The organism is Pontibacter aquaedesilientis (assembly GCF_014773225.1).
GTDB classification, from domain to species: Bacteria; Bacteroidota; Bacteroidia; order Cytophagales; family Hymenobacteraceae; genus Pontibacter; species Pontibacter aquaedesilientis.
Genome location: NZ_JACXAJ010000002.1, coordinates 754,130 through 780,699 on the forward strand (window position 1 = coordinate 754,130; position 26,570 = coordinate 780,699).

24 protein-coding genes and 1 riboswitch are annotated in these 26,570 nt (G+C 48.4%); of the genes, 11 read left to right on the top strand and 13 right to left on the bottom strand.

Features of this window, described 5'->3' with window-relative positions; all coding sequences use genetic code 11:
* The first annotated feature begins 17 nt into the window (after positions 1-17).
* On the top strand, positions 18-1,595 hold the full coding sequence (gene dnaB, locus H9Q13_RS08300) for a replicative DNA helicase (protein WP_191183284.1): 1,578 nt from the start codon (positions 18-20) through the stop codon (positions 1,593-1,595).
* Between the two features lie 197 nt (positions 1,596-1,792).
* Here the strand turns inward: dnaB and H9Q13_RS08305 are convergent, their stop codons facing one another.
* Both H9Q13_RS08305 and hppD read right to left on the bottom strand, forming a co-directional pair.
* The gene (locus H9Q13_RS08305) at positions 1,793-3,526 is read right to left on the bottom strand and encodes a phospho-sugar mutase (protein ID WP_191183285.1); all 1,734 of its coding nucleotides are present in this window, start codon (positions 3,524-3,526) and stop codon (positions 1,793-1,795) included.
* Positions 3,527-4,176: 650 nt separating this feature from the next.
* Positions 4,177-5,271: a 4-hydroxyphenylpyruvate dioxygenase gene (gene hppD, locus H9Q13_RS08310; RefSeq protein WP_191183286.1), complete on the bottom strand. Its 1,095-nt coding sequence runs from the start codon at positions 5,269-5,271 to the stop codon at positions 4,177-4,179.
* Positions 5,272-5,421: 150 nt separating this feature from the next.
* Between hppD and H9Q13_RS08315 the strand changes: the two genes are divergently transcribed.
* From H9Q13_RS08315 to H9Q13_RS08340, 6 genes are all read left to right on the top strand, one after another.
* Positions 5,422-5,820, top strand: coding sequence for a hypothetical protein (locus H9Q13_RS08315; protein ID WP_191183287.1), 399 nt, complete (start codon positions 5,422-5,424; stop codon positions 5,818-5,820).
* A 499-nt stretch (positions 5,821-6,319) separates the two neighbouring features.
* Positions 6,320-6,763, top strand: coding sequence for a hypothetical protein (locus H9Q13_RS08320; protein ID WP_191183288.1), 444 nt, complete (start codon positions 6,320-6,322; stop codon positions 6,761-6,763).
* 92 nt (positions 6,764-6,855) lie between these two features.
* A complete protein-coding gene (locus H9Q13_RS08325) occupies positions 6,856-7,416 on the top strand; it encodes a hypothetical protein (RefSeq protein ID WP_191183289.1) in 561 nt (186 codons plus the stop codon).
* 238 nt (positions 7,417-7,654) lie between these two features.
* A complete protein-coding gene (locus tag H9Q13_RS08330) occupies positions 7,655-8,695 on the top strand; it encodes a Fic family protein (protein ID WP_224744153.1) in 1,041 nt (346 codons plus the stop codon).
* Positions 8,696-8,792: 97 nt separating this feature from the next.
* Positions 8,793-9,227, top strand: a complete 435-nt coding sequence (locus H9Q13_RS08335) for a hypothetical protein (protein WP_191183291.1) — start codon at positions 8,793-8,795, stop codon at positions 9,225-9,227.
* Between the two features lie 100 nt (positions 9,228-9,327).
* Positions 9,328-9,849, top strand: coding sequence for a GNAT family N-acetyltransferase (locus H9Q13_RS08340; protein ID WP_191183292.1), 522 nt, complete (start codon positions 9,328-9,330; stop codon positions 9,847-9,849).
* A gap of 9 nt (positions 9,850-9,858) precedes the next feature.
* Here H9Q13_RS08340 and rlmH read toward each other — a convergent pair whose 3' ends face one another.
* The 9 genes from rlmH to H9Q13_RS08385 form a co-directional block, all read right to left on the bottom strand.
* Positions 9,859-10,332: a 23S rRNA (pseudouridine(1915)-N(3))-methyltransferase RlmH gene (gene rlmH, locus H9Q13_RS08345; RefSeq protein WP_191183293.1), complete on the bottom strand. Its 474-nt coding sequence runs from the start codon at positions 10,330-10,332 to the stop codon at positions 9,859-9,861.
* Between the two features lie 120 nt (positions 10,333-10,452).
* Positions 10,453-11,427 (bottom strand): tryptophan--tRNA ligase, encoded by a 975-nt coding sequence (trpS, locus tag H9Q13_RS08350; protein WP_191183294.1) that lies wholly within the window; start codon positions 11,425-11,427, stop codon positions 10,453-10,455.
* Between the two features lie 85 nt (positions 11,428-11,512).
* Positions 11,513-12,061 carry a copper resistance protein NlpE gene (locus H9Q13_RS08355; protein ID WP_191183295.1) on the bottom strand — a complete coding sequence of 183 codons (549 nt, stop codon included), beginning with the start codon at positions 12,059-12,061 and terminating at the stop codon, positions 11,513-11,515.
* 431 nt (positions 12,062-12,492) lie between these two features.
* Positions 12,493-13,404 carry an EamA family transporter gene (locus tag H9Q13_RS08360; RefSeq protein WP_191183296.1) on the bottom strand — a complete coding sequence of 304 codons (912 nt, stop codon included), beginning with the start codon at positions 13,402-13,404 and terminating at the stop codon, positions 12,493-12,495.
* 210 nt (positions 13,405-13,614) lie between these two features.
* Positions 13,615-14,406 carry a queuosine precursor transporter gene (locus H9Q13_RS08365; protein WP_191183372.1) on the bottom strand — a complete coding sequence of 264 codons (792 nt, stop codon included), beginning with the start codon at positions 14,404-14,406 and terminating at the stop codon, positions 13,615-13,617.
* A 223-nt stretch (positions 14,407-14,629) separates the two neighbouring features.
* Entirely contained in the window at positions 14,630-15,547 is a 918-nt protein-coding gene (locus H9Q13_RS08370; protein ID WP_191183297.1) for a ribonuclease Z, read from the bottom strand.
* Positions 15,548-15,561: 14 nt separating this feature from the next.
* Complete coding sequence (locus H9Q13_RS08375) at positions 15,562-15,939, bottom strand: STAS domain-containing protein (RefSeq protein ID WP_191183298.1); 378 nt, start codon at positions 15,937-15,939, stop codon at positions 15,562-15,564.
* A gap of 55 nt (positions 15,940-15,994) precedes the next feature.
* The gene (locus H9Q13_RS08380) at positions 15,995-16,942 is read right to left on the bottom strand and encodes a phosphoribosylaminoimidazolesuccinocarboxamide synthase (RefSeq protein ID WP_191183299.1); all 948 of its coding nucleotides are present in this window, start codon (positions 16,940-16,942) and stop codon (positions 15,995-15,997) included.
* A 174-nt stretch (positions 16,943-17,116) separates the two neighbouring features.
* Complete coding sequence (locus H9Q13_RS08385; RefSeq protein WP_191183300.1) at positions 17,117-18,601, bottom strand: SDR family oxidoreductase; 1,485 nt, start codon at positions 18,599-18,601, stop codon at positions 17,117-17,119.
* A gap of 259 nt (positions 18,602-18,860) precedes the next feature.
* A riboswitch (SAM riboswitch) is annotated at positions 18,861-18,964 on the top strand.
* Positions 18,965-19,256: 292 nt separating this feature from the next.
* Between H9Q13_RS08385 and H9Q13_RS08390 the strand changes: the two genes are divergently transcribed.
* From H9Q13_RS08390 to H9Q13_RS08405, 4 genes are all read left to right on the top strand, one after another.
* Positions 19,257-20,585, top strand: coding sequence for an O-acetylhomoserine aminocarboxypropyltransferase/cysteine synthase family protein (locus tag H9Q13_RS08390; protein WP_191183301.1), 1,329 nt, complete (start codon positions 19,257-19,259; stop codon positions 20,583-20,585).
* Between the two features lie 4 nt (positions 20,586-20,589).
* On the top strand, positions 20,590-21,648 hold the full coding sequence (locus H9Q13_RS08395; RefSeq protein ID WP_191183302.1) for a homoserine O-acetyltransferase family protein: 1,059 nt from the start codon (positions 20,590-20,592) through the stop codon (positions 21,646-21,648).
* The gene (locus H9Q13_RS08400; protein WP_191183303.1) at positions 21,629-22,879 is read left to right on the top strand and encodes a homoserine dehydrogenase; all 1,251 of its coding nucleotides are present in this window, start codon (positions 21,629-21,631) and stop codon (positions 22,877-22,879) included. Before H9Q13_RS08395 ends, H9Q13_RS08400 begins: the two co-directional genes overlap by 20 nt.
* A 282-nt stretch (positions 22,880-23,161) precedes the next feature.
* On the top strand, positions 23,162-23,857 hold the full coding sequence (locus tag H9Q13_RS08405; RefSeq protein WP_191183304.1) for a hypothetical protein: 696 nt from the start codon (positions 23,162-23,164) through the stop codon (positions 23,855-23,857).
* Positions 23,858-23,944: 87 nt separating this feature from the next.
* Here the strand turns inward: H9Q13_RS08405 and lysA are convergent, their stop codons facing one another.
* Both lysA and H9Q13_RS08415 read right to left on the bottom strand, forming a co-directional pair.
* The gene (gene lysA, locus H9Q13_RS08410; RefSeq protein ID WP_191183305.1) at positions 23,945-25,090 is read right to left on the bottom strand and encodes a diaminopimelate decarboxylase; all 1,146 of its coding nucleotides are present in this window, start codon (positions 25,088-25,090) and stop codon (positions 23,945-23,947) included.
* Positions 25,083-26,414: an aspartate kinase gene (locus H9Q13_RS08415; protein WP_191183306.1), complete on the bottom strand. Its 1,332-nt coding sequence runs from the start codon at positions 26,412-26,414 to the stop codon at positions 25,083-25,085. The genes lysA and H9Q13_RS08415 overlap by 8 nt, the downstream gene beginning before the upstream one ends.
* Positions 26,415-26,570: the final 156 nt, after the last annotated feature.

Consider the following 26,570-nt stretch of genomic DNA (forward strand, 5'->3'; position numbering starts at 1 on the left):
CTTTTTAAATTTGTGGTATGGAGGAGATGAAAATGAACGTGCGGCCAACTGGCAACCGTAGCAACTGGAGCAAGAAAGCCCCTGCTGTGGCAGAGTTGGGTAAAAAACCGCCGCAGGCACTAGATTTGGAGGAGGCCGTGCTAGGCGCTCTGATGTTGGAGAAGGATGCGCTTACCACAGTGATCGACATTCTGCGCCCAAGCTCTTTTTACAAAGAGGCGCACCAACGCATATTTAAAGCGATTATCGGTTTGTTCGATAAGTCGGAGCCGATCGATATATTGACTGTAACACACGAGTTGCGTGAAAATGGTGAGCTGGAGTTGGCGGGAGGCGCTTACTATGTGACACAACTGACTACCCGCGTAAACTCAGCGGCCAACATTGAGTACCATGCCCGTATCATCACGGAAAACTCAATCAAACGCGACCTGATCTCAATTTCCTCTGAAGTGCTTTCCAGTGCTTTTGAAGATACCACCGATGTGTTTGAGCTGCTCGATAGAACGGAGGCTAAACTATACGAAGTATCGGAATCCAACATCCGCAAGAACTTTGATGATATGCGCTCTTTGATGCATGCCGCCATCAAGGAACTGGAGGAGAAACGCAAGCAAACCGATGGCCTGACCGGAGTGCCAAGCGGCATGACGGCGCTGGACCGCGTGACTTCCGGCTGGCAGAAATCGGATTTGATCATCCTGGCGGCACGTCCCGCGATGGGTAAGACGGCCTTCGTGCTTTCCTGCCTGCGCAACGCGGCCGTGGATTTCAAGAAAGGCGTAGCGATCTTCTCACTCGAGATGTCCTCGCTGCAGCTGGTGAATCGTTTGATTTCATCGGAGGCTGAACTGGACTCTGAGAAAATCAAGAAAGGTAGTCTGGAGGATTATGAGTGGGCACAGCTCAACCATAAGATCTCAAAACTAACCGAAGCACCGATCTTCATCGACGATACGCCGGGTCTTTCCATCCGTGAGCTCCGTACCAAGTGTCGCCGACTGAAGGCACAGTACGACATCCAGATGGTGATCATTGACTACCTGCAGCTGATGAGCGGCAACGCCGAAGGCAAGGGTGGCGGTAACCGTGAACAGGAAATTGCATCCATTTCGCGGGCGATGAAGATGCTGGCCAAAGAACTGAACGTACCAGTAATTGCACTGTCCCAGCTGAGCCGTGCCGTGGAGACCCGTGGCGGTGACAAGCGTCCTCAGCTGTCTGACCTTCGTGAATCCGGCTCCATTGAGCAGGACGCTGACATGGTGCTTTTCCTGTATCGTCCGGAGTACTACGGTATAACCGAAGACGAAATGGGCAACCCGACTGCTGGGGTAGGAGAGGTGATTATTGCCAAGCACCGTAACGGTTCTCTTGAAAATGTTCAATTGAAGTTTATTGGAAAGTATACCAAATTCACTAACTTGGACTCAGATTTCGGAGGGGACAGCATGGGTGGCTTCAATGCTTTGCCAAACAGCACCTTCGATACTGAGACGCCAGGCGCGATTAGATTAGGTAGCCGTATGAACGATGGCAGCAACGGTGGGGGTGGTTTCCCTTCTTCTAATTTCGACGAAGAGCCGCCGTTCTAAGATTTTAGATAATAGACATTAGACGCAAGATCTAGGGATATTTTGTGTTATAAAGATCCTAAGCCAAAGGATGATTAGCCGCTGTGCTTCGACGCCAGCGGCTTTTCTATTTATAAAAAATGGCTAAACCGCCAGCAGGTATACCCACCAACGATTCAGCCATTTTACAATAATCAGTAATCAATAAACAGTAACCCTTACTTTAGTTTTAAGTCCACTAAAATCTGTTCGATTTTCTGATTCAGCTTTTGATCAACGTCATCAAAGTCCTCTTTAGAAGCCAATGGCTCGTTTACGCTGATGTAGAACTTGATCTTGGGTTCAGTGCCGGATGGTCGTGCTGAAATCTTGCTGCCGTCTTCGGTCATGTACTGGAGCACGTTAGAGCTCTCCAGGTCCAGTTTAGTCTCTTCGCCCGTTACCAGATTTTTGCGTGTGCTGTGCTTAAAGTCGCTTACCTCTACCACTTTAGAACCAGCGATCAGCTGCGGAGGGTTGGCGCGCATATCGGCCATCATTTGCTGAATCTCTTCGGCACCGCGCTGGCCTTTCTTGGTAAAGGACACCAGTTCCTCTTTGTAGAAACCATGTTGGGTATAGATCTCCACCAGCATTTCGAACAGGCTCTGTCCTCTGTCTTTCGCCACGGCGGCCATTTCAGCGATCAGGGCACAGGCCGAGATGGCATCTTTGTCGCGCACAAAGTCACCAATCATGTAACCATAGCTTTCCTCACCACCTCCGATGTAGGTTTCCTGGCCTTCCAGTTCACGGATTTTCTCCGCGATGTACTTAAAGCCGGTCAGGGTTTCGTACATGGTTACGTTATAGCTGTCTGCAATATCCTTGATCAGGTCGGTGGTGACGATGGTCTTGACAATGAACTCCTTGCCCGTCAGCTTGCCGGCTTTTTGCCAGGCCAGCAGCAGATAGTTCATCAGCAAAGCACCTGTCTGGTTACCGTTGAGCAGCTCAAACTGGCCTTCCAGGTTTTTTACGGCTATACCTACACGGTCTGAGTCCGGGTCGGTGGCCATCACCAGGTCGGCATCAATTTCCCTGGCTTTGTTCAGGGCCAATGTCATGGCCTCCTTTTCTTCCGGGTTCGGGTATACCACCGTCGGGAAATTGCCATCCGGGGTAGCCTGCTCTTCTACCACATGCACATTGGTGAAGCCAAAGCGCTTGAGCACTTCCGGCACCAGTGTTATACCTGTACCGTGTATGGAAGAGAACACGATCTTCAAGTCATGCTGGTTGCGAATAGCCTTTTGCGAAATAGAAAGGCTCTGTACTTTAGCCATATAAGCCTCATCCATTTCGGACCCGAGCAGGTGCACATTGCCGGGCTTCGGCTCAAACTTTACTTCATCAATCGAGGTGATTTTGTTAACCTCAGCAATGATGTTTTTGTCGTGTGGTGCAGTTACCTGGGCACCGTCGTTCCAGTATACCTTGTAGCCGTTGTATTCCTTTGGATTATGCGAGGCAGTCACCACAACGCCACTGTGGCAGCCTAAGTGACGGATGGCAAATGATAACTCTGGCGTTGGGCGAAGTGCTTCAAACAGGTATACCTCCATGTCGTTGGCAGAGAAGATATCGGCGGCGATGCGGGCAAATACATCCGAATTGTTGCGGCAGTCGTGGGCGATGGCCACTTTAACGCGCTCACCCGGGAAGTTTTGTTTGAGGTAGTTGCAAAGGCCCTGTGTTGCCATTCCCAAGGTATAGCGGTTCATGCGGTTGCTGCCCGCACCCATGATGCCACGCAGGCCACCGGTGCCAAACTCCAGGTCCTTGTAAAAAGCGTCAGCCAGTGCTTCATGCTCGTCGCGCTCCAGTAAGCCGTTTATCTCAGATTTGGTCGCCTCGTCGTAGTTTCCGCCAAGCCAGGCGTTTATTTTCTGCTGTATTGCTGGTTCGATCATAGTCTTTTAGGGTAATGTATTTTAATGTTGATAGTAATGTCTTATAGTATTTATGGCGCGAGCGTCCTCACTCGTGACTAGTATAGTGGGGCCTCTGGCCCAGTTTTAGCTATTGCAGGTATAGTGACCTGATTTGTTTCATTGCTTCGCCTGTGCGGCGGGCACTCACTTTTTGTCTTGACACAAAAAGTAAGCAAAAAAGTCAAGACCCTCCAAACTCGCTGAACGCTCAAACAGTGGAGTGTCATTTGGTGCACATGGCTAGTGCTATGCCTTCGTGGCTTCCGTGCGAGTTACCTGGCAATGCGTGCCAGTGGTATATGTGGTCTATATTGCAGAAACGGCAAAGCTCATACTTACAAATTAGTAATGGCCAGATTCCCCTCTTGAGAGGGGCAGGGGTGTGTATAGTCGTCTGTGAAAATCCTGTGTATCCTTTTAAATCCTCAAAATCCTGATTCTGACAAATTACCACAATTCACTTAACCACTAAACCACTCATTCACTAAATCTTTGCCCCTCCGAACCCACAAAAAATCACACCAGCCCTTTGTTTGCCGCATGGCGGCTTTGAGAACTGGTGTGATATAGGAATATCAAAATAGATAGATTTAGCTCCGTATTACACCGGGCTATACTGCCATTGTGGATTAAAGGTTACCACGCAGCTCCTGCTCACGCTCAATGGCTTCGAACAGGGCTTTGAAGTTTCCTTTGCCGAATGACTTGGCTCCTTTGCGCTGGATGATTTCGTAGAATACAGTCGGTCTGTCCTCTACTGGTTTCGTGAAAATCTGCAGCAGGTATCCCTCGTCGTCGCGGTCTACCAGAATGTTGAGTTTGCGCAGGTCAGCCATGTCTTCGTCGATGTGGCCGATACGCTCGATCAGGTCTTCGTAGTAAGTTTCCGGCACATACAGGAACTCTACTCCGCGACGGCGCAACTCCGACACCGTATGCAGGATGTCGTTGGTGGCTACGGCAATGTGCTGTACGCCGGCACCCCGGTAGAACTGCAGGTACTCGTCTATCTGTGACTTTTTCTTGCCCTCGGCCGGTTCGTTTATCGGGAATTTGATGTATCCGTTGCCATTCGAAACTACCTTCGACATCAGGGCGGTATACTCGGTGCTGATGTCTTTGTCGTCGAAGGTGAGCAGCAGCTTGAAGCCCATTACATCTTCATAAAACTTTACCCACTCGTTCATCTTACCCAGCTCCACATTGCCTACGCAGTGGTCTACATATTTCAGGCCAACAGGCTCTACTTCGAGCTGGCTCTGGCGCGGCACGAAGCCAGGCATGAACACACCGTTGTAGTTTTTACGCTCCACAAAGGTATGGATGGTATCGCCATAGGTATGGATCGAAGCCATTCTCACTTCGCCGTGCTCGTCGGTGAGGGTCTTGGGCTCCATTGCCGGACGAGCGCCCCGCGCTACTGTACCCCGGAAAGCTTCCTCGGCATCGTCTACCCACAGGGCCAACACTTTTACGCCATCGCCATGCAGCTGCACATGCTTCGATATATCAGACTCGGGATCAAGGGAAGTGGTCAGTACGAAGCGCACCTTCTCCTGTTGCACAACATAAGACGCGCGGTCACGCACACCTGTTTCAGGACCTGCGTAAGCTACGAGTTTGAAGCCGAAAGCTGTCTGGTAGAAGTGAGCGGCCTGCTTGGCGTTGCCCACATAAAACTCAATATGGTCGGTGCCGTTTAGCGGCAGAATATCTGTTGCCATAGGTATAGGTATGGTTTAAGAAATGTTTAGTGTAAAAATACAGCTTTTAAACGTTTATCAAAACCTTCAGGGTATAGGTATAAATTATCAGATGTAATATTTGCAATTGCTACGGCATGTTTCCAACTTTGTAAAAAACACAACGACGCTATGAACGCAAATGCACTGAACAGTTCGCTGGTGGCTATCATCCAGAAGAAAGAAGAGCTGAATGCGCTTGACTATAACGACGAGCGCTACGACGATATGGAAGAAGAACTCCACGACCTGGAGGACGATTTTAACGAGGAGTACGGTGACTACCTGGAAGACGCCTTGGAACAGGTGCACGGCAAGCTTCGCTCCGACGCCGACATCCTGCTGCCAACTGCCTATGTGCCTAACTCCTTGAATGGTGACCATGTGACGCCGGATGGGGAGCGCGAAGGTGTATGGGTAGAGTCAGACGAGTTTCCGGGAGTAGAAATGCGCCTGGTACTAACTGCCAACCCTGCCCGCTTCGTGGTGCTGATCGGCGACCAGGAACGCGAACTCTGGAAAGCGGAATAAGCTTTTACAGTGAACAGTTAACAATAAACAGTAAACGTTGGTAGGTTTTTCCCTGCTGATTTAAAAGCCGCACTTGCTCTTATGTAGAAGAGTGGGTGCGGCTTTTTTGTTTTACCTAGAGTTAAATTTGGCCTCCTTTTTTTGAAACGTATAGTTCCGTTTATAAACGTTTCATGAAACTAATAATATACAACTAGATCCTGTATCTCGAAAATTTGAAAACCGACACCTTCAGCAAAAGCTTATTATCATGAAGGATTAAAGCAAGAATTAAGGTCCTATACCCAATTAACAGCCATTCGGCAGATAGCATAGTTACTCCGCTTGATAATTTATAGGAATTCTCTATATTAGCTTTATAATATGCTAGGGGAGCATACCACATATTGCACACTGTGGAAAGAGCTTGGTAAAACGGGTACTCACTACTCCGCACATTGTGCCAATAACAGTATGTTCACGCTTTCGAGGTAGTTGTGCCACATTTTAATCATAGAACATGTTTGGTTTATTTAAGAAAAAAGAACGCGAATTACCGCCTTTCAACGAGTTAAAAAACTCAGGAATTAAAGATGTGTATTTTGTTAGGCTGGCAAGATGGGATTGGCTAAATCAAGACATGATACATGTTGTAGATAATAATGCTCCAAGAATGATAACTATGGATCCTTGGCCTCAACTAATATATTTAGAAGCAGACGGACAAAAAACTGTAAGTGAGTTTGTCTACGATATGGCTTCAAAATATGGCAAGAAACAGCCTATACCAGAAGAGTTAGATTCTACAATTATACAAATGATTAACAGCTTAATTAACGATAAACTTATTGAATTGAGTACAGAGAGCAGAAAATTGCCATACTACATTGACCTCCCTCAAAGTAAACAGGATTTAAATAAGGCAAACAAATTGATGATAGAAGATGGCTTTATAAAGGAGTAGAAGAAACGTGGTACAACCCTGCGTATACTTCATGCTTCGGCTGAAAGCCTTGCACATCGTCTACACCAATCCGTTGTAGTATATTGAAAAAAATGAAATACCAGATTGACATTCAAAGATCAAAAGCGACAAGAAGACTGAAAAGGAAAATTTCAATGGTCGAATTGTTATCGCAATATTTCTTATTGACAACTTGGGTTTTGGCATTTCCAACAATTCTTGGTTCGATGTACTTCAATGCTTTTCGGGCGGATCCGATCGTTGAAGTTCTTTTCTTCCTTTCGGTAATACTAAGTTGTGGTATGTTATACAGCATACTGACATCCAATAAACTCTACTTAATTCACGGTTTGACAGCCGAGCAAAATCATCTCTTATCGGAGAAAGTTAGCAAAAAGCTTGATTGGATAAATAGCCGAAGGAGTCGAATATTAAATGTCTTTTTCCCGAAATGGAGTCGGTATTCAACACATTATGGCAGAGAAGTTACTGTTATTTACGATTCAAAAGAGGTATTAATCAACTCTACCACTTTTTTACGCTATGACTTAATATCACCTTTTCATTGGTTTGCGGACAGAAGTGTCGAAAAGAAATTTAAAACTGAATTTGAAAAAGAAGTAGAAAAACACAGATACGCTAACAAAACCTGAACATTAGCCTCGGCCAACGTTTAGCAAATCCGTTGTACTTCATGCAATATATGAAATGAACACACAGTAGTAATATATACCTCTGAATAGACAACAAGTGTAATAAATTACTATTTTTACCTTTGTTTTTAAAACAAGCGTAAAGTTTACCCTCGTTATGGCTCCATTTCACAGAGAAAAACCTTATAATGATTTGCCTCTGCTTCCTCCGGAGATAGACTTGGAAACAAAGGAGGTTATGCGAAAGACCATTAAGGCAAGCAGGGCCTTAGCGCAGTTGAACGGCGCAATCATCAACCTACCCAACCCAAGCCTTTTCCTGGACACCATCCATTTGCAGGAGGCCAAGGCAAGCTCTGAAATAGAGAACATTATCACCACCAACGATGATCTCTATAAAGCGGTCGTTGCCGAAAAGAAGTATGAATCTACAGCAGCAAAAGAGGTGATAAGCTACAAAGAGGCTTTGTGGTACGGCCTGGAAAAGCTCGAAGAGCGGCCCTTCATCACAACAAACCTCTGTGTAGAGTTCATGCAATGCATCAAGCAGAACACCTCGGGAATCAGAGCCACACCGGGCACCACCTTATCCAACACGCAGGGTGAAGTAATCTACACGCCACCGGCGGGGGAAGCAGTAATTCGCGAGAAACTGGCCAACCTAGAGCGCTTCATTAACGAGGAAAGCACCTTGGACCCGCTCATCAAAATGGCCATCATGCACTACCAATTCGAGGCGATACACCCGTTCATAGATGGCAACGGACGTACAGGGAGAATCCTGCTTTTACTCTACCTGAAAATGGAAAAACTGTTGGATGTGCCCGCGCTATACTTAAGTGAGTATATCATTCATCATAAGGCGGCTTACTACCAGAAGCTGAGAGCCGTTACGGAAGCCGGAGACTGGGAGGGCTGGATACTCTACATGCTGGACATGATCGAAAAAACAGCTACCAGCGGACTTAAAAAACTAGAGGAGATCATGGCCGTTATGGAGGCCACCTCGGAAGAAATTAAGGAGAAACTGCCCAAAGTTTACTCTAAAGAGCTGATAGAAATCTTGTTCAGACTGCCCTATACTAAACGCCAGTTTCTGATCAACGCGAACATGGGAACACCAAAGACTGTGGGGAATTACCTAATAGCGCTTGAGCATGAAGGTTTTTTAAGGGCAACCAAGGTAGGAAAAGAAAAACTCTACCTAAACCAGCGATTAATGGAAGTACTGGAGAACAAGGAAAAAGTACGAAAGCACAACACCAGCTATCGTGCATAAACGCACTATGTACAAACCGAAATCTATGAGTAAAACAAGGGTTTTGCTGTAAATTTAGATTCCTGAATTTAGCCGAGAGTAGATAAACAATTAAACCATGAAGAAACAAAAGTTAACACTGTTAAGTGTGTTGTTATTTATATTAATTTTTAGTTCCTGTGCAAAGGAAGATGAAAATGGGCCCGCCAGCATTTTATTGTCCAAGGAATGGAAAAGAGGAATGGTTGACAAAAATCCTGCTACAAATCCTGCTGGACGCATTCTGTACTATGCTGTGCAAAATTGCCAAAAGGACGATACTTTCAGATTCGGTGCGAACAAAGCGTTAACAATCAACCAGGGCGCAAACAAATGTGTGAATAATGAACCTGCTACTACAACTGTTTCCTATACTTACAATGAAACTAACAAAGAGCTGATCATAGATAGCTTTAAATACACCTTAGCAGAAGAATCTAAGGCCCAAATTAAATATTATGCTCCCATGTCCTCTCAGACGGGGTATGATTACATCGTCTATCTTTTAGAGTAGAGTAGTTTATGTGTGTGAATAAGATTTGATTCATCTAAAGTAGACCACTGAACCAGGTATAGTTCCATTAATACACACTACATCCCTTAAAGCATCTGAATTGAGCACGTACAAATCTTTTGAAACAGAGCGCCTACTGCTTAAACCCACAACAGAAGAAGACGCCCCCCTTATACTGGCTTTGCTGAACTCTCCGAAATGGCTACAGTATATTGGCGACAGAAACGTAAGGTCCGAAGCGGATGCCCGGTCCTACATCCAAACAAGGATGATACCTCAACTACAGCGCCTTGGCTATTCGAATTATACTGTGATCAGAAAGTCGGATAGGGAGAAGATGGGTGTCTGTGGTTTGTATGACAGAGAAGGACTGGAAGGTATAGATATCGGTTTTGCTTTTATGCCCGAATACGAACAGAAAGGCTATGCCTTTGAGGCTGCCAGCGAAATAAAACGTGCTGCGCTGGAAGTATTCGGTATAACCCGGATCAGTGCGATTACAAGCCGAGGGAACACAGCTTCACAAAAACTTCTGGAAAAATTGGGCCTGACTTTCAGTAAAATGGTGCAGATACCCAACGACAAAGAAGAATTGATGCTCTATGAATTTACAATAGGCTAGGGCACACGCTTAATCATGATGATACTTCTCACCCCTCAGAATCGTAAACCCACGGTATAGCTGCTCTACAAAAAACAGCCTGATCATCTGGTGCGAGAAGGTCATTTTGGAAAGGGAGATCTGCTCATTGGCACGTGCATACACAGCAGGGGAGAAGCCAAAAGCACCACCAATCACAAAGATCAGATTCGAGTTCACGCTGTTGAGTTTCTTTTGCAGGAAGTTGGCATACTCAGTCGAAGTGAAAGTCTTGCCTTTTTCATCCAGCAAAACGAGGTGGTCACCGTCCTGCACCTTCTGAAGAATTAACTTACCCTCGGCCTCTTTCAGGTTATCAGCCATATATTTTCCGCCCTGTTTTATGTTAGGTATAACGATCACTTCTACCGGATGGTAATGCTTTAAACGCTTCAGGTATTTGTCTATCCCTTCTTCCAGGTAGGCTTCGTCTGTTTTGCCAATGGCAATCAATTTAATTTTCATCAAAGATTCATTTTAAGACTGCTCACCCATTGGGGCTTACACCTGAGCCGCGCATTATAACACACAGGACGGCTACCATTAATTGTCCGTCCTGTGTGTTGCCCGGATGGGCTTTTGAAGTTAGTAACCTAGCTTCTGGCGAACCCGTGCCAACACCGGAGCTGCTATTGCTTTTGCTTTTTCGGCACCTGCCAGCAGCTTTCTGTCTACCTCTTTCAGGTTTTCCATGTAGTGATTGAACAGCTCCCGCTCTTTGGCATACTTCCGTAGGATGAGCTCATAAAGCGCCTGTTTGGCATGGCCGTAACCGTAACCACCATTCAGGTAATTATTGCGCATCGCCAGTATCTCCTCCGGGGAGGCCAGCAGGCTGTATATTTTGAAAGTGGTGTCATCGTCCGGATCTTTCGGCTCTTCCAATGGCGTGCTGTCCGTCACAATGCTCATGATCGTTTTGCGGAGGGGTTTATCAGCCTCAAATATATCGATGATGTTGCCGTAGGATTTACTCATCTTCTCCCCATTTGTACCGGGCACCGTCATCACGGTTTCGTCGGTTTTAGCGTCTGGCAGCACAAAGGTGTCACCATAGATGTGGTTAAAAGAACTGGCAATATCGCGGGTGATCTCCAAGTGCTGGATCTGGTCTTTGCCCACCGGTACGATGTTGGCGTCATACATCAGGATATCGGCTGCCATCAGCACCGGGTAAGTGAACAGGCCGGCATTTACGTCTGCCAATCCACGGCGGCTCGACTTGTCCTTGAACGAGTGTGCGTTGGCCAACATCGGGAAAGGAGCGAAGCAGTTGAGGTACCAGCTCAGTTCAGTCACCATGGGTACATCAGACTGGCGGTATAGGACGTGCTTGTCGGTGTCGAAGCCAAAAGCGAGCCAGGCAGCCGCCACCGAGTAGGTGTTGTGGCGCAGCAGCTGCGGGTCGCGAATAGTGGTGAGCGAGTGCAGGTCAGCTATAAAAAAGAGGGCTTGCTCCTCCGATGATTTAGATAGTTCGATTGCAGGTATAATGGCACCCAGCAGGTTGCCCAGGTGCGGACGGCCTGTACTTTGAATGCCCGTAAGATATCGTGCCATAGTTGGGATAATGTTTACAGCTGCAAAATAACGTAAAATGCTGGAAACACGCCTACCCAAGCGAGCACAATTCTATACCTGTGCGCTACTGTTTCTTCAGGGAGTAATTGAGGTGGCTCTTTATTTCAGCCTGCTGCCGATCCAGCAGCTTCACTTCACTATCGCTTACCTGCAGGAAATACATGGGGTCTATATTGCCCGCCGTCGGAATAAGTTGCAGCACTACCGCGTCCGGGTCCTGCTTGTTGCCTTTGGCCAGGAACCACTTTCCACCGCTGGTAACCACACCTTTATCGGCTGGTTTGCCCAGGTAAATCTGTTTCATGGAATAAGTGCGGCCAGCGCCCTCATTTAGGGTTAGCTCCGTCTGTATACCTTGACAATCGGCATAGGGCAGGGTCCCTTTGAAAAATCCTGTCGGCGCAGCCATAACCGGCGAAGCTGTAGGAGATGTATCGTCTGACTTGGCTGCAGGTGCTTTTGCCTTGTTCGGGCTGGATGTTTTGGCAACGGATTTTTGCCCATTTGCCGATTCCTGAAGCCACTCCTCGTAGCTTCTGCCGGACTGAGCCTGCACATCAGACAGGCAGAGCGTCACCGGAAATAGGATAAAAAATGCAAGTATTGTTTTCATGTAGAGGGCTTTGTTGTCAGAATGAACCTATCAGAAAGCAGACCAGTTTTTCGGCTATAGCCAAACTGGATAAGCGCTTCCCATTTCCTGGTTAACTAAAATGGGTAGAATTTATTGTGTAAAACTTGGCTGGCTATACCTTGTGTAAGCTGCAAGATTGCCAGTTAGATTGGGAGATACGTGGTATACTCAACTGGGTTAGTTATATCCGACGGCTTCTTCAAATTGCACTGATAGGAATGTAAAATTGTGCTATACTTGTGGTGGAGAGGGATGAATGGAGGAAGGAGTGGGTATAAAAAACAATGACCAGGCGCTAAACTCAAAAGCAAACACCTAGCCATTCAAAAAAAATCAAATCTTATTGTTCAAAAAGTAATTACATCATAGGCCTGTCTCTTGGTTATAGGTGAAAAAAAATTACAGTATCATTAGGCTGTTGCCAGTTTCTTCGGATATCGTTTTCGGTACAAAGTGCCCAGGTTACTCCAGGCAATGGCGGTCAAAATAAGCGCTACGCCCAGCCATTGCTCCAGCCACACGTCCTCCCGCAGCACCAAATAAGACATGAGCACAGCCACTGGCAGTTCTGCCGAACTAAGGATAGCGCTCAACCCCAAGCCCGCGCGAGGTATACCATATGCAAAAAACAAGGGAGGTATAACCGTACCAAAAACGGCAAGCAGCAATCCCCATTTCATAAGCCCGTCACCCAGGGCGCCGTTTGTGAGGAACACCGGTGGGAATATGCTAAACACCAGGATCGTGGCACCAGTCAGCAGCAGGGCACTTTTGGTGGTTGGGTGTAGGTTATTGCCGGCGGCTCCGTTTATCATCAGGAACACAGAGTAACAGGCAGCGGCCATCAGTCCGTAGCCAATTCCAGACCAGTCAAAATCAGGTGTTGTGTCAGAGAAAAGCCGGCCAGCCAGCGCAGTCCCCAGCAGCACCAACAGCACCATGACTACTTGCGATAGCTTTGGCAGTTTGCTTTTCAGCACTGCTTCCAGCAAAAGGCTCATCCAGGTGAATTGCATCAGCAGCAGAATCGCGATGGAGGCCGGAACAGTCTGTACGCACTTGTAATAGAAAATACTGACCAGGCCCGTGCTTGTGCCCATGGCGATGAGCTTTAGCTTGTCTTTGACAGTCGTGTCGGGGGTTGGGTGCCTGAGCAACCGGCGCAGCAGCACGATGCCCCACAAGATGATAAAGCCAAAGAAGACCTGTGTGCCGGTAACGTCACCCAAGGTATAGCCTTCTTTATAGGCAAGTTTTACGAACGTTGATAGTATGCCGAAGCTGCACGCTCCGAGAAATACCAAAAGGATGCCTCTGAACATAGATGTCCCTTTTGTGATTAGCAGTAAAAAATAAGGTATAGGGCAGGCCGGTCAGGCCCAAATGCGGAAGCAGGGACTGTTAGAGGTCGTGTAGGACGTACCCCGTAATGAAGATTTGTGTATGTGCTAAGTGTGCAGCCATTTTATTTTGCAAGGCCGCAAAGATAAATCAATGATTCTCTCAAATGCAAATTTATTTCATGACAAAGGCTATTCCTGACTCTTTGTGGCGGCTTTTTCAATCATATTCTCAGCGACACGGTGACCCAGGTAGCCGTCGATGAGGTAGTGCGCCAGGTATAGCAGTGGCGTTAAGACGATGGCTATGAAGAACTTGTAGATGTAGTTGATGGCCGCTACCGAAAGCACCAGGGACAGTGGCCAGTTGCCGAACACATAGAAGGCAATAAACAGCACCACCAGGCTATCGACCAGCTGCGAAACCAGGGTTGAGCCCGTGGCCCGGAGCCAGATCTTGCTGCTGCCGGTAAAACCGCGCAGCCAATGAAACACCGTGGCGTCCAGAAACTGCGACACTAGAAAAGCCGCCACCGACCCGATGATAATACCAAGCCCTTGCCGATAAATGGAGTTGAAGGCAAAGTCAATGTTGAATGGGTTGCCGTCCGCATCCTGGTTGTTGAGCTCTAGCCAGAATGCAGCTGGCGGAAGCCCCGTCACCACCGTGATGACCAGAAAAGCATAGAGGATAAGGATCACTGTCAGCACACTGACCTTTTTCACGCCTTCTTTGCCGAAGTACTCGTTGATGATGTCTGTTGTTACAAACACCACCGGCCAGATGATGACGCCTGCTGTCAGGTTGAAATCAAACTTCTCGCCCATGATCCCAATCTGAGCGCCGGGCATCCCAAACAATGCCTCCCCCGAAAATATTTTCACACCGATGAGCTCTGCCAGCAGGGCGTTGGACAGGAAAACACCACTGAGGATCAGGAATAGATTCGTGCGCTTTTTTTCGAGAGTAGAGCTTGCGGCCATCCGGGTAGACTTACTTGACACGGCAAGTTTAAGGGATGCCAACCGCTAAACCAAAACCTGGCAGGTATATGCCGGATAAATGTACTCCCAAGGCAGGCGTTGCGCATAATTCAGCGGCCAGCTGCTTGAAAAGCGACGCAAGTAACATGAAAGGAAAGGATTGAATAAATGGATAAAGCTTTCCGAAAATGACCGCATAGTTGGCCAGGAAAGGTATGGGATCCTACTCCCGCACGCAGAAGATACTTCCTTCCACAGCCAAGTCTGCTTTAGGAAAAACTTCCAGGGCTTCGTTCAGGAGCGGGGTAAGGTCTTTGTAGCGCACGGAGAAGTGCCCAAGCAGCAGGTGACGCACCTGGGCGGCCGCGGCTAGTTCAGCAGCCTGGCGGGCAGTGCTGTGGAAGGTATAGTGTGCCCGGTCGCGCAGATCATCGGTAAAGGTGGCCTCGTGGTAAAGTAAATCCACGCCACGAAGGTACGTAATCAACTCAGGCTTATACCTGCTGTCGGCGCAGTAGGCGTAGCTGCGGCTGCGCTTGGGCTCCAGTGTTACCAGCGCATTGCGCACCAGTATATTGCCCTGCTCGTCCATTATGTCTTCTCCCCACTTGAGGCGTACCAGTTGCGGCGGCGTCAGGAAACCAGGCAGGTTCTCTTTGATGAGCGATCGTGGTTTTTGCTTTTCGCGGAACAGGAAACCGCAGCAAGGTATGCGATGCTCCATCGGGATGGTGTGCACCGTGATTTTCTTGTCCTCGTAGATTTTGCGGTAACAGGTGGTATCCAACTCATGGAAAATAAGCTTGTAGCACAGGTTAGTGCCAGAGTACTTGAGCTGTAAGCTTAGGATTTCGGAGAGGCCGGGAGGGCCGAAGAGGTGCAGGGGCATTTGGCGTCCCTGCAGGTGCATGGTGGAGAGCAGGCCAGCCAGACCAAAGTAGTGGTCACCATGCAGGTGGCTGATATAGATATTGGAAATGCGCTGATGCTTTATTTTGTAAAGCATCAGCTGCATTTGTGTTCCTTCTCCGCAATCAATCAGGTGGTACTGATTGTCGATCGTTAACAGCTGGGCTGTATGGTGTCTGTTTGCCGAGGGTGTGGCCGACGAACTGCCGAGTATTCTGAGTTCGAAATCCACAAAGTATAAATGACTTAGTCTTCCTTATTTGTCAGGTCCTGCTCGATCTCATGCAGGAACACACGGTCAATCGCTTCCTCTACCGTTGGAAGAATGTTGAGTACAGACTCCAGTTTGGAGATAGTGATCAATTTCATCACATGGTCCTGCAGGCTGGTCAGGATCAGCAGGCCATTGGAAGAGTTGCACAATCTGTTTGCGATCAGGATAGAGCTCAATCCAGATGAATCGGTATATTTTACGTTGCTGAGGTCAAGAATCAAGTTGGTGATCCCTTCGGCATTCAACTTCACGAATTCAGATTTCAGATCCGGAGCGATTGAAGTGTCCAGCTTTTTCTCATCTATCGTGATAATGGTGTAGTTTTCTTTCTTATCAATCGTGTACTTCATAGATCTACCAGTAAAGGATTTAAACGCGAATGTACCAAAATCCACGTTAATTATTCTAATTTTTTGCGTTAAAAATGTTTTCTTCTATGTGATTCTCAATGCGTGAGAGCACATCATCATAACTTTCCTTGTGAAAAGGCTGACCGGTAAAAACCTCGTATAATTCAATATACCGGTCCGAAATGCTGTTCACCACTTCGTCGGTCATCTCCGGTACTACCTGCCCTTCCTGGCCCTGGAAACCGTTCTCGATGAGCCACTGGCGCACAAACTCTTTCGAGAGCTGCTTCTGTGAATCACCATTTCGCTGACGTTCCTCGTAGCCATCACTATAAAAATAGCGGGACGAGTCAGGGGTATGGATCTCATCGATCAGGTATATCTCCCCGTTGTAATTACCGAACTCATACTTGGTGTCGACCAGAATGAGCCCCCGCTGTCTGGCTAACTCCGTGCCTCTTGCAAAGAGCGCCCGCGTATAAGACTCTAATTTAATATATTCCTGCTCAGATACAATGCCTTTTGCCAGAATTTCTTCGCGGGTAATGTCCTCATCGTGCCCTTTGTCAGCCTTGGTCGTTGGTGTAATGATGGGCTCCGGCAGTCTGTCGTTCTCGCGCAGGCCTTCCGGTAAAGCTACTCCGCACACCATGCGCTTGCCGGCTTTGTATTCGCGCCAGGCATGGCCAGCCAGATAGCCTCTGATGACCATTTCTACCTTGTAGGGTTCACAGCGGTATCCGATCGTTACGTTCGGGTCCGGCGTTGCGATAACCCAGTTGGGTACCAGGTCTGAGGTAGCCTTTAGGTTCAGGCTCGCAATTTGATTCAGTACCTGCCCTTTGTAAGGTATAGCACGCGGCAATACCACGTCAAAAGCTGATATTCTGTCAGTGGCAACTATAGCCAGACGATCCTCAAAATAATAAACGTCGCGAACCTTGCCTCTGTAAAAACCGGTCTGCCCGGCGAAGGAGAAGTTGGTTTCTTTTATGGCCTCCATTAGGTTTATTGGGTTAGAGAGCGGCAAAGTTAACTATATTTTATTGGGTGAGAAATAAATAATAGGCCAATAGAAGCTTGCATCGAATCCTTGTAAATATAGTTTGTCTGCTATACTGCCTTATACTCTTCAGTATAGTGAAAGTTTTATATTTTGATATTTATAGTTTGCATATTATTTAGAATGTTTGTCTTCGAATTGAGGCAACCTCTGTTTGTCATTTCTATAGTTGATAATGTTCAGGATCATTCCTTTAAAAATTATATAATGGAAGGGAAGCATGGTGTACCAGTACAGCCTGCCGGCCAATCCGTCAGGGCGGAAAGCGGCGAGTTGTTCCAGGTAATTTCCATCGGGTTCCTCGCATACCCTGAACTGGAGCCAAGCCTCGCCTGGTAGCTTCATTTCAGCGTATAGCAACAAGCGGCGTCCTTTTTTGTCAACTGCCAGAACGCGCCAAAAATCAATCGTATCGCCTGCCTGCACATCCACAGGGTGCCGCCGACCCCGTTGTAACCCTACACCTCCCACCAATTTGTCAAGCAGCCCTCTGATCTCCCACAGGAAGTCTGTTTTGTACCAGCCGCGCTCGCCGCCAATGCTCAACACATTGTCCATCACCTCATTCGGGTCTCTGTCGAAACGTACTTTCTGCTTGTCGGCCAATACGCCGTTTTCTGGTATTTGTACAAAATCCATAAAGTTGAGTGGGAGTGTGCCGCTTACCAGTGCGTCCTTCCAACTGGAAACCACCAGGTTTTGTTCGATCTTGGTAAAAGCCAGATTAATGGCACTCTCGTAGTTCAGGCATTTGTGCGGAATAAGCTGCTGGATGGATGGGTCTTTCACCACGGCGTCGTTTCGAAGACTTTCCACCAGGCTGCGTGCCAGCGAGTAACTGGTGCTGGTCACAAAATAGAGCCAGTAGGACGATAGTTTGGGCGTAAGTATCGGCAAGGTATAGATGCGTCGTTTCAGGTGCCGCTGCTCAGCCAGCTGCAGGAGCATCTGTTTATAAGTGAGGACATCCGGTCCGCCGATCTCAAAGCGTCTTTCGTAGCAATCAGCCCGACCCAGTACAGCGGTGAGGTAAAACACGACGTCCCGTATGGCGATAGGCTGACACTTGGAGTTAAGCCATTTGGGCGTGATCATCACAGGAAGCTTCTCCACCAGATCGCGGATGATCTCGAACGAGGCACTGCCAGAACCAATGATGATTGCGGCGCGAAGCACGGTCAGCGACGCCTTTGCCTGATCGAGTACGTCCTCCACCTGCCTGCGCGAGGATAGGTGTTTGGATAGATGCGCGTCGTTGGATATGCCGCTCAGGTATACCAGTTGTCTGGCGGTGGTTTGGTTGAGATAAGCCACAAAGTTAGCGGCCGATTCCTGCTCTGCTTGTGTAAAATCGGCTTTTCCCGTGCCCATGGAGTGCACAAGGTAGTAGGCAGCGTCCATGTCGCGGGGCAGGTCCTGCAGCGACTCCGGCTTAAGCAGATCGCCTTTTGCCACCTGCACCTTGTCGCGCAGGCTTTCTGCTATGCTGAAACGACGGGGATCCCGTACCAGGCACACAACCTCATGTTGCTGCTCTACCAGCACCGGCAGCAGCCGTTTGCCGATATACCCATTTGCACCTGTCAGCAGTATCCTCATGTCAGTATATTTCGATTCATTTTAATCTCACAACAGCCACACTAAACTTATGTTCTCTGCCTGCAATTATACTTATGGTAGATGATGCTTTAAGGTTTTGTGTTCAGAATAAAAACGTCTTGGTGTAAATTGTTGGTAGTCAGGGTGATATTGCTGGGGCTTTGAGATATTTCAAAATTATTTTCAGGTATAAATTTGGATTTAAAAAAAACGTCCTCTAGCTTTGTTCCCATCAAGTCAGATATCCCTTTGGGGTATTGATTTATAAAGAAGCGTGGAGAGACAGGCTCTGTGAAGCGCTAGCAACCAGCCACTTGGCAAGGTGCTAATTCCTGATTCCGGATTTTCGGAAGAATATAAATTGATAACGTTATGAACAAGGGAATTAAGCCAACAGCGTATTTTATTTCTTTTTCGGCAGCCTACCTGCCGCTATACCCGCATGCTTTTGCGCATGCTGTTGTCATGTGCAACCCCATGCGCATGTGCTGCTGCTGTTGTTAGCGCACTGACCTAATCCCCATCATTACTGCTGCATATTGCCTTTAAGCCACAGGCGCTGTCTGTTGCTGTGGGTTTTGCTGCATCTCTTCCATTTCTTGTCTCCGGACAAGCTAATCTGATCTATATATTTTTCATCTCAAAATAACTCAGTATGTCTACTCAACTTCATTTCGAAACATTGCAGCTGCACGCTGGCCAGGAAATTGATCCAACAACCCGTTCGCGTGCTGTTCCCATCTACCAGACTTCGTCCTATGTTTTCAAGGATGCCGAGCACGGTGCCAACCTGTTTGCGCTTAAGGAGTTTGGCAATATCTATACCCGCATCATGAACCCAACCACCGATGTGTTTGAAAAGCGCGTTGCGGCCCTCGAGGGCGGTGTGGCGGCTGTGGCAGTGGCATCAGGGCAAGCGGCGCAGTTCATCGCCCTCAACAACATTCTACAGGCCGGCGACAATTTTGTGTCCACCAGTTTCCTGTATGGCGGTACATTCAACCAGTTTAAAGTATCCTTCAAGCGCCTGGGTATAGAGGTGCGCTTCGCGGAGAACGACGAAGTGGAGAGTTATGAAAAGCTCATCGACGAAAACACGAAGGCGATTTATGTCGAGACTATTGGCAACCCTCGTTTTAACATTCCGGACTTTGAGGCAATTGCTGCAGTAGCACGAGCCCATGCTATTCCACTGGTGGTAGACAATACCTTTGGGGCGGGCGGCTACCTGTTTCGGCCGCTAGCGCATGGGGCCAACGTGGTAGTGGAGTCTGCTACCAAATGGATTGGCGGGCATGGTACCAGTATTGGCGGCGTGATTGTAGATGGCGGAAATTTCAACTGGGGCAATGGCAAGTTTCCGCAATTCTCAGAGCCATCCGAAGGCTACCACGGGCTTAATTTCTGGGAGGTGTTCGGCGCAGATGGTCCCTTTGGCAACATTGCCTTCTCGATCAGGGCGAGGGTCGAAGGGCTACGGGATTTTGGTCCGGCGCTGAGCCCGTTCAACTCTTTCCTGCTGCTGCAGGGATTGGAAACGCTCTCGCTGCGTGTGGACAGAACCGTGCAGAACGCCCAGATATTGGCTGAGTGGCTGGAGCAACATGAGCAGGTGGAAAGCGTGAACTACCCTGGTTTGTCTTCAAGCAAATACCATGGCCTGGCGAAGAAATACCTGAAACGTGGCTTTGGGGGCGTGCTTTCCTTCAAGCTGAAAGGTGACAAAAAACAGGCGGAGACTTTTGTGAACAGCCTGCAACTGGTGAGTCATCTGGCTAATGTGGGGGACGCTAAAACACTGATCATACACCCTGCCTCTACTACGCACCAGCAACTCTCGGAGCAGGAGCAGGTAGGCGCGGGCGTGGAGCCGACTTTGCTTCGCCTCTCAGCAGGTATAGAGCACATCGATGATATAAAAACTGACCTGGAACAGGCTTTTGCCAAGATAAAGCAAGGCGAGGCCGAAGCCGTTTTAAACTAATCTGATGCCTGAGCATTTAATTTTCCATTACCAAAAGGAGTTTGCACTGGAGTCGGGGGCCTCGCTTCCCGGCTTCCAGCTTGCTTACACCACCTACGGTCGTCTTAACAAGGAACGCAGCAACGTGCTGTGGATTTGCCATGCCCTGACCGGCAGCTCGGACTTCACCGACTGGTGGGGCGGGCTTTTCGGCAAAGGCAAGCTGTATGATCCTGCTGATTGGTTCATCGTGTGTGCCAACACGCTGGGTGGCTGCTATGGCTCTACCGGTCCATTGTCTGTTGATCCTAGAACTTTGCAGCCGTTTTATCACAGCTTCCCGCAGTTGACAAACCGGGACATTGTTAAAGCTTTTGATCTGTTGCGGCAGGAGTTGGGACTGGGGCAAATCCATACCTTGCTGGGTGGATCGCTGGGCGGACAGCAGGCTTTGGAATGGGCCTTGCAGGAGCCTAATATATTTCAGAACCTGATACAGGTGGCATCCAATGCCCGGCACTCGGCATGGGGCATCGCCTTTAATGAGAGCCAGCGTATGGCTATCCGGCAAGACCCGAGCTGGAGCGGCAATTCCAGGGAATCCGGTTTGGAAGGTTTGAAAACAGCCCGCGCCATTGCCATGCTTTCTTACCGGCACTATACCTGTTATGAAGCGGCGCAGCAGGAGCCTGGCCACAGTACGACCGACAATTTCAGGGCATCATCTTACCAGGTATACCAGGGCGATAAACTGGCGCAACGCTTCAATGCTTATACCTACTGGCTGCTTTCCAAAGCCATGGACTCTCACAATATTGGCCGTGGCCGGGGAGGGGTTGAGAAAGCACTGAAGAGACTTAGGGCCAGAAGCCTTTTTGTAGGCGTAGAGACTGATCTGCTGTTTCCGGTGGAGGAGCAGTTAGCGCTACACCAGCAGGTACCCGGCTCCAGCTTCGCCCTGATCCATTCCTCTTATGGGCACGACGGGTTTCTGGTAGAAGAAGCGCAACTCACCCATGCAATTCAGTCATTTTATCAAGCAGAGACATTAAAAGAACGACACTATGAAAATACAGAAGTTTAAAAAGCGCATTGGACTGATTGGGTTTGGATGCGTAGGGCAGGGGCTGTACGACATCGTCGCGGCCAACCCGCATCTGGGTCTGGAGATCGGCCGGATCTGCGTGAAGGATAAAGACAAACCGCGCACCCTGCCGGCGGCCGCTTTCACCTTCGATGTGCAGGAGGTGTTGCAGGATACTTCGCTGGACATTCTGGCAGAACTGATTAGCGAGCCAGATGAAGCTCTTAAGATTATAAGAGCAGCATTGCAGCAAGGTAAAACCATTGTGTCGGCCAATAAAAAAGTAATAGCCGAGAACCTGCCGGAATTCATCAGCTTGCAGCAGCGGTATGGCGGGGTATTGCTTTATGAGGCATCTGTCTGTGGCAGCATTCCGATCTTGCGCACGCTGGAAGCTTATTATGGCTCGGAGCCGCTGTTAGAGGTACGGGGTGTACTGAATGGCTCTTCTAATTATATCCTGAGTAAGTTGCACCAGGAGAAGGTTGGCTATGCAGCAGCACTTGAGCAAGCACAGGCGCTCGGCTTTGCTGAGGCCGACCCTGCCCTGGACGTGGAAGGTATAGACGCGCTCCACAAGCTCTGCATTGTTGCAGCGCATGCCTATGGCCTGCTGGTGCACCCGAGCCAGGTGTTGCATTTTGGCATCAGCCATATAACGGCAGAAGCAATTGACCTGGCCGACGCAGTTGGGGCAAGGATAAAACTGGTCGGCACCATCAGGTCAGATAATGCCGGGAATGTGTCGCTGCAGGTGATCCCAACGCTGGTCGTTGCAGAGGATGCGCTTTATGATGTTGAGGCAGAATTTAACGGCGTGGAGGTGAACGCACAGTTTGCCGGGCAGCAGTTTCTGAAAGGGCGCGGTGCGGGCAGCCACCCGACAGGCTCGGCAGTGTGGGCGGACATTTCGGCAGCCGTGCGTGGCTATCGCTATACTTACCCCAAGCTGTGTGTGACTAATGCAAGTGTGGTGCAGCCTGAGGAGCCCATCACGGTGTTGCTGCACGCACCCCAATCGCTCACCGCGTTGCTCGGATCGCTGCAACCTATTGCGGTGCACAAAACGGAGGTTTCAAATCAAGTGATCGTAAAGGTTCAGCAGGAAAAACTGTTAGAACACCAGGAGCTACTTAAAGAGCAGGGTGTTTTTGTGGCGCATCTACCTGAGTCCATGCCATTGGCACCTGTATTGGAAAAATTTACAGCAGTCACAGCCCTGCTGGTGTAACGCAACACTTTGATGGCAAAAGTTGATTGTCACTGTTTTGTCAGCCTGCTTCATTTGTGCCAATCAAAGTGTAAACTATGGAAATAATTCAATTTGAAAAAATAAAATATTTTGTATTTTAAATTGTGTTTGCTTGTTGTTGTTAAGGGTTAAATAGCTGTTTTTCAGTTGCTCATGTTGGGCTATAAAGCGGGTCTATAAATAAGATTGATATTTATGTCTCTTTCTTGTTCTGCTATCGTACAATAAAATATTTATGGACGGTACATAACACCTAAGGCAATGAAAATCTATATACCCTTATTCAGCACATTACTTTTAATAGTTATATTCTCCTCCTGCAGGAACGACAACCCTACACCTATTCGCAATGTGCGTTTCGATCCGGGTTTGCTAAATCCTGCCCATGCGGGTGGCGGTGCGCCCTGTGCGTTTTACAATTACTACTATGATGGTCAGTCAAAAGCCTTGGGTAACGTTCACAGCCGGATGGCTCTGGTTGCTTTTGACGATAGCTATACCTATGAGCAGGCAGTGTTTGCTGCTGGTAAGCATGGGTTTATAGAAAGCGTTGGGCAGGAGGTGCGCACCAATTCTGCACGGTTATACCCGGTGCAGTTGGTCGATGGTCTGAGCTGCAAACAGGTGGAGCAGGCTATCAGGGTGCTGGAGCAAGATCCAGGTATAGCTTATGCCGCTCCATATTTTTTAATGGATAGTGGCGCTGGTGTGCAGTTGCTGGGGATCTCCAATGAGTTTATTGTGACGGTGAAGGATCATAAGCAAGCAGGTAAGGTATTGGAACGTCTGGCTAATGCCACCAGAACCGCTATAGTCACCTCTCTCAGTGATGAAACCTATATACTGCGGGCTGACAAAAACTCAAAAGGCAATGCGCTGGAAATGGCAAACTTTTTCCATGAGCAACCGCTTATTAAACATGCCGAACCTGACTTTGTGGTATCCCTTGAAATGTAATAATCCTTGGCTATAGATTTTGTGGTTGAAAAACGAAGGCCCTGCTCTGGAAACAGAACAGGGCCTTTTTTTGAGTGTATTAAAGCACTAACCAAGGTATACAGCAGCTGCCTTGTCGCGCAGGTTGTAGGCCGAAGCCATTACCTCGCCATAGGCACCTGCTGTTCGGATAGCAATCAGATCGCCGCGGTTAGTCTCGGGTAGCATGACCGCCTTGCCAAAGCAGTCAGACGATTCGCAGATAGGGCCAACCACATCATAGCGCTCCTCGGGTAAAGTGCTACTGAGGTTCTCTATCTTATGGAAGGACTGGTATAAAGCGGGACGGATCAGCTCGGTCATGCCGGCATCTAGAATGGCGAAATTAGTTGAAACGCCTTTTTTGATGTACAGCACACGCGAAATCAGCGTACCGCTCTGTGCCACCAATGCCCTGCCCAGTTCAAAGTGAACCTGCTGACCAGGACGCAATTCCAGAAACTGGTTAAACAGCGAAAAGTAAGCTGCAAAATCAGGTATAGGTTGCTCATCCGGAGTATAGTAATCCACGCCAAGTCCGCCACCCACGTTGATGTGCTCCAACTGAATCTGGTGCGACTCAAACCAATCCTGAAACTCATTGACCCGAGTGCACAGGTTGCGGAAAGCTGACAGGTCCGTGATCTGGGAGCCGATATGGAAATGCAACCCTATCAGCGACAGGTTGGGCAAGGTTTTGAGCAAAGCCAGCACATCTGGCAGTTCCCAGGCGTTTATGCCAAACTTATTCTCCTCCAGGCCAGTTGTGATGTACTTGTGCGTGTTGGCGTTTACGTTAGGGTTTATGCGCAACGCAATTTGGGCTGTTTTTCCTTTAGCTGCTGCCAGTTCGTTCAGCACCATCAACTCGTGGCTCGATTCGCAGTTGAAGCAGAAAATATTCTGGTCCAGGGCATAGTTGATCTCTGCGTCGGATTTACCTACTCCGGCAAATACCACGTGGTGTGCCGGGAAACCGTTCTCTATGGCACGTTTTACTTCGTTGCCGCTCACGCAGTCAGCACCAAAGCCAACCTGGCGCATTTCGTCCAGAACAGGGCGGTTGGTGTTAGCCTTCAAGGCATAGTGTACCTGAAAGTTATACCTATCAGCTTCCTGCTTGGCCTGCTGCAGGGTTTGGCGCAGCAGGTTAAGGTCGTATACATAAAAAGGAGTGGCGTGCTGCTGCAACTCCTGTAGTGGATGGTTAAGCATTGTGGTTGTTCCTTTCAAAAATGCCATCGTTGAGCAAGATCAGGGATCTTTCTTTATCGGCTGTGTTGATCAATAAGCTGATGTTGTTCTTGCTTCCGCCATAGGAAATCATGCGAAGCGGAATATCCTTCAGTGACTCAAAAATCTTCAGCCCGGAACCGCTGCGCTCGGCAATGAAGTCGCCTACCACGCAGATGATGGACTGGTCTTTGTCAACCTCTACCTGTCCGTACTCCTGTAGTTCACGGGTTATCTCGCTCAGGAATTTAGGGTTGTCTATGGTCAGCGAAACAGCTACTTCGGAGGTCGTGATCATGTCGATCGGGGTCTTATACCTTTCGAACACCTCAAAGACGCTGCGTAGGAAACCATAAGCCAGGAGCATGCGCCCGGACTTGATCTTGATTGCGGTAATGCCATCTTTGGCTGCCACCGCCTTGATACTGCCGCCACCGCTTTGGGCCGAAATGGTAGTGCCGGGGGCTTCAGGCTGCATCGTGTTGAGCAGACGCACAGGTATATTCTTTTGTTTGGCAGGCAACACGCTGGATGGGTGCAGGATCTTGGCACCGAAATAAGCCAGCTCTGCCGCTTCGTCAAACGAAAGCTCCGCAATCGGGAATGTATTTTTTACCACCCGTGGATCGTTGTTGTGCATCCCATCAATATCTGTCCAAATCTGGATCTCCGACGCATTGGCTGCAGCGCCTATCAACGAGGCAGAGTAATCGGAGCCGCCACGTTTCAGGTTGTCCACTTCACCGTAGGCATTGCGGCAGATATAACCTTGCGTTATGAATAGGTTGATGCCCGGGTATTTCTCCAACTCCAGTTTCAGGTTTTTCTCGATATAGGCATTGTCCGGCTCCTCATTCTCATCGATTTTCATGAAGTTGAGGGCAGGTAGCAATACGGAGGTTATACCTTGCTCTTCCAGGAAAAACTGAAACAAAGCGGTGGATAATAGCTCGCCCTGTGCTAGCACGGCACGCTCCTCATACACTGTGAATAAGTCGAGTGTAAAAGACCGGATGTGATCAAAATGTGTGGCAATCAGTTCGAGAGCCTGTTTTTTCTTTTCAGTTGAGGTATAAAGCTCCTCTACCACCCGTTTATAGTTATCGTGTAGCGCATCAATAAGCGCATTCGCTTCCTGGTTGGCGTTCTGGTACAGCTTCTCGGCGATTTGTACCAACTGGTTGGTGGTGCCTGACATAGCAGAGAGCACAACGATCTTTGTCTCTTCGTTATAAATCAGGTCGGCCACAGCTTTCATTCTTCCGGCTGACCCGACAGAGGTGCCCCCGAATTTTAAAACTTTCATCTAAGCAGTTTGAAATGAATAGGTTATACTAGCGCATGTTCCATCGTAGCTTTTGTAAACAGACGGCAGGGCAGAAATTTGCGCTAAGTTGCAAATTTAACAAAAAGCAAAGATTTTCAGGGCAGTTATTCCTCGGAAGCATGTCAAATAAATAAA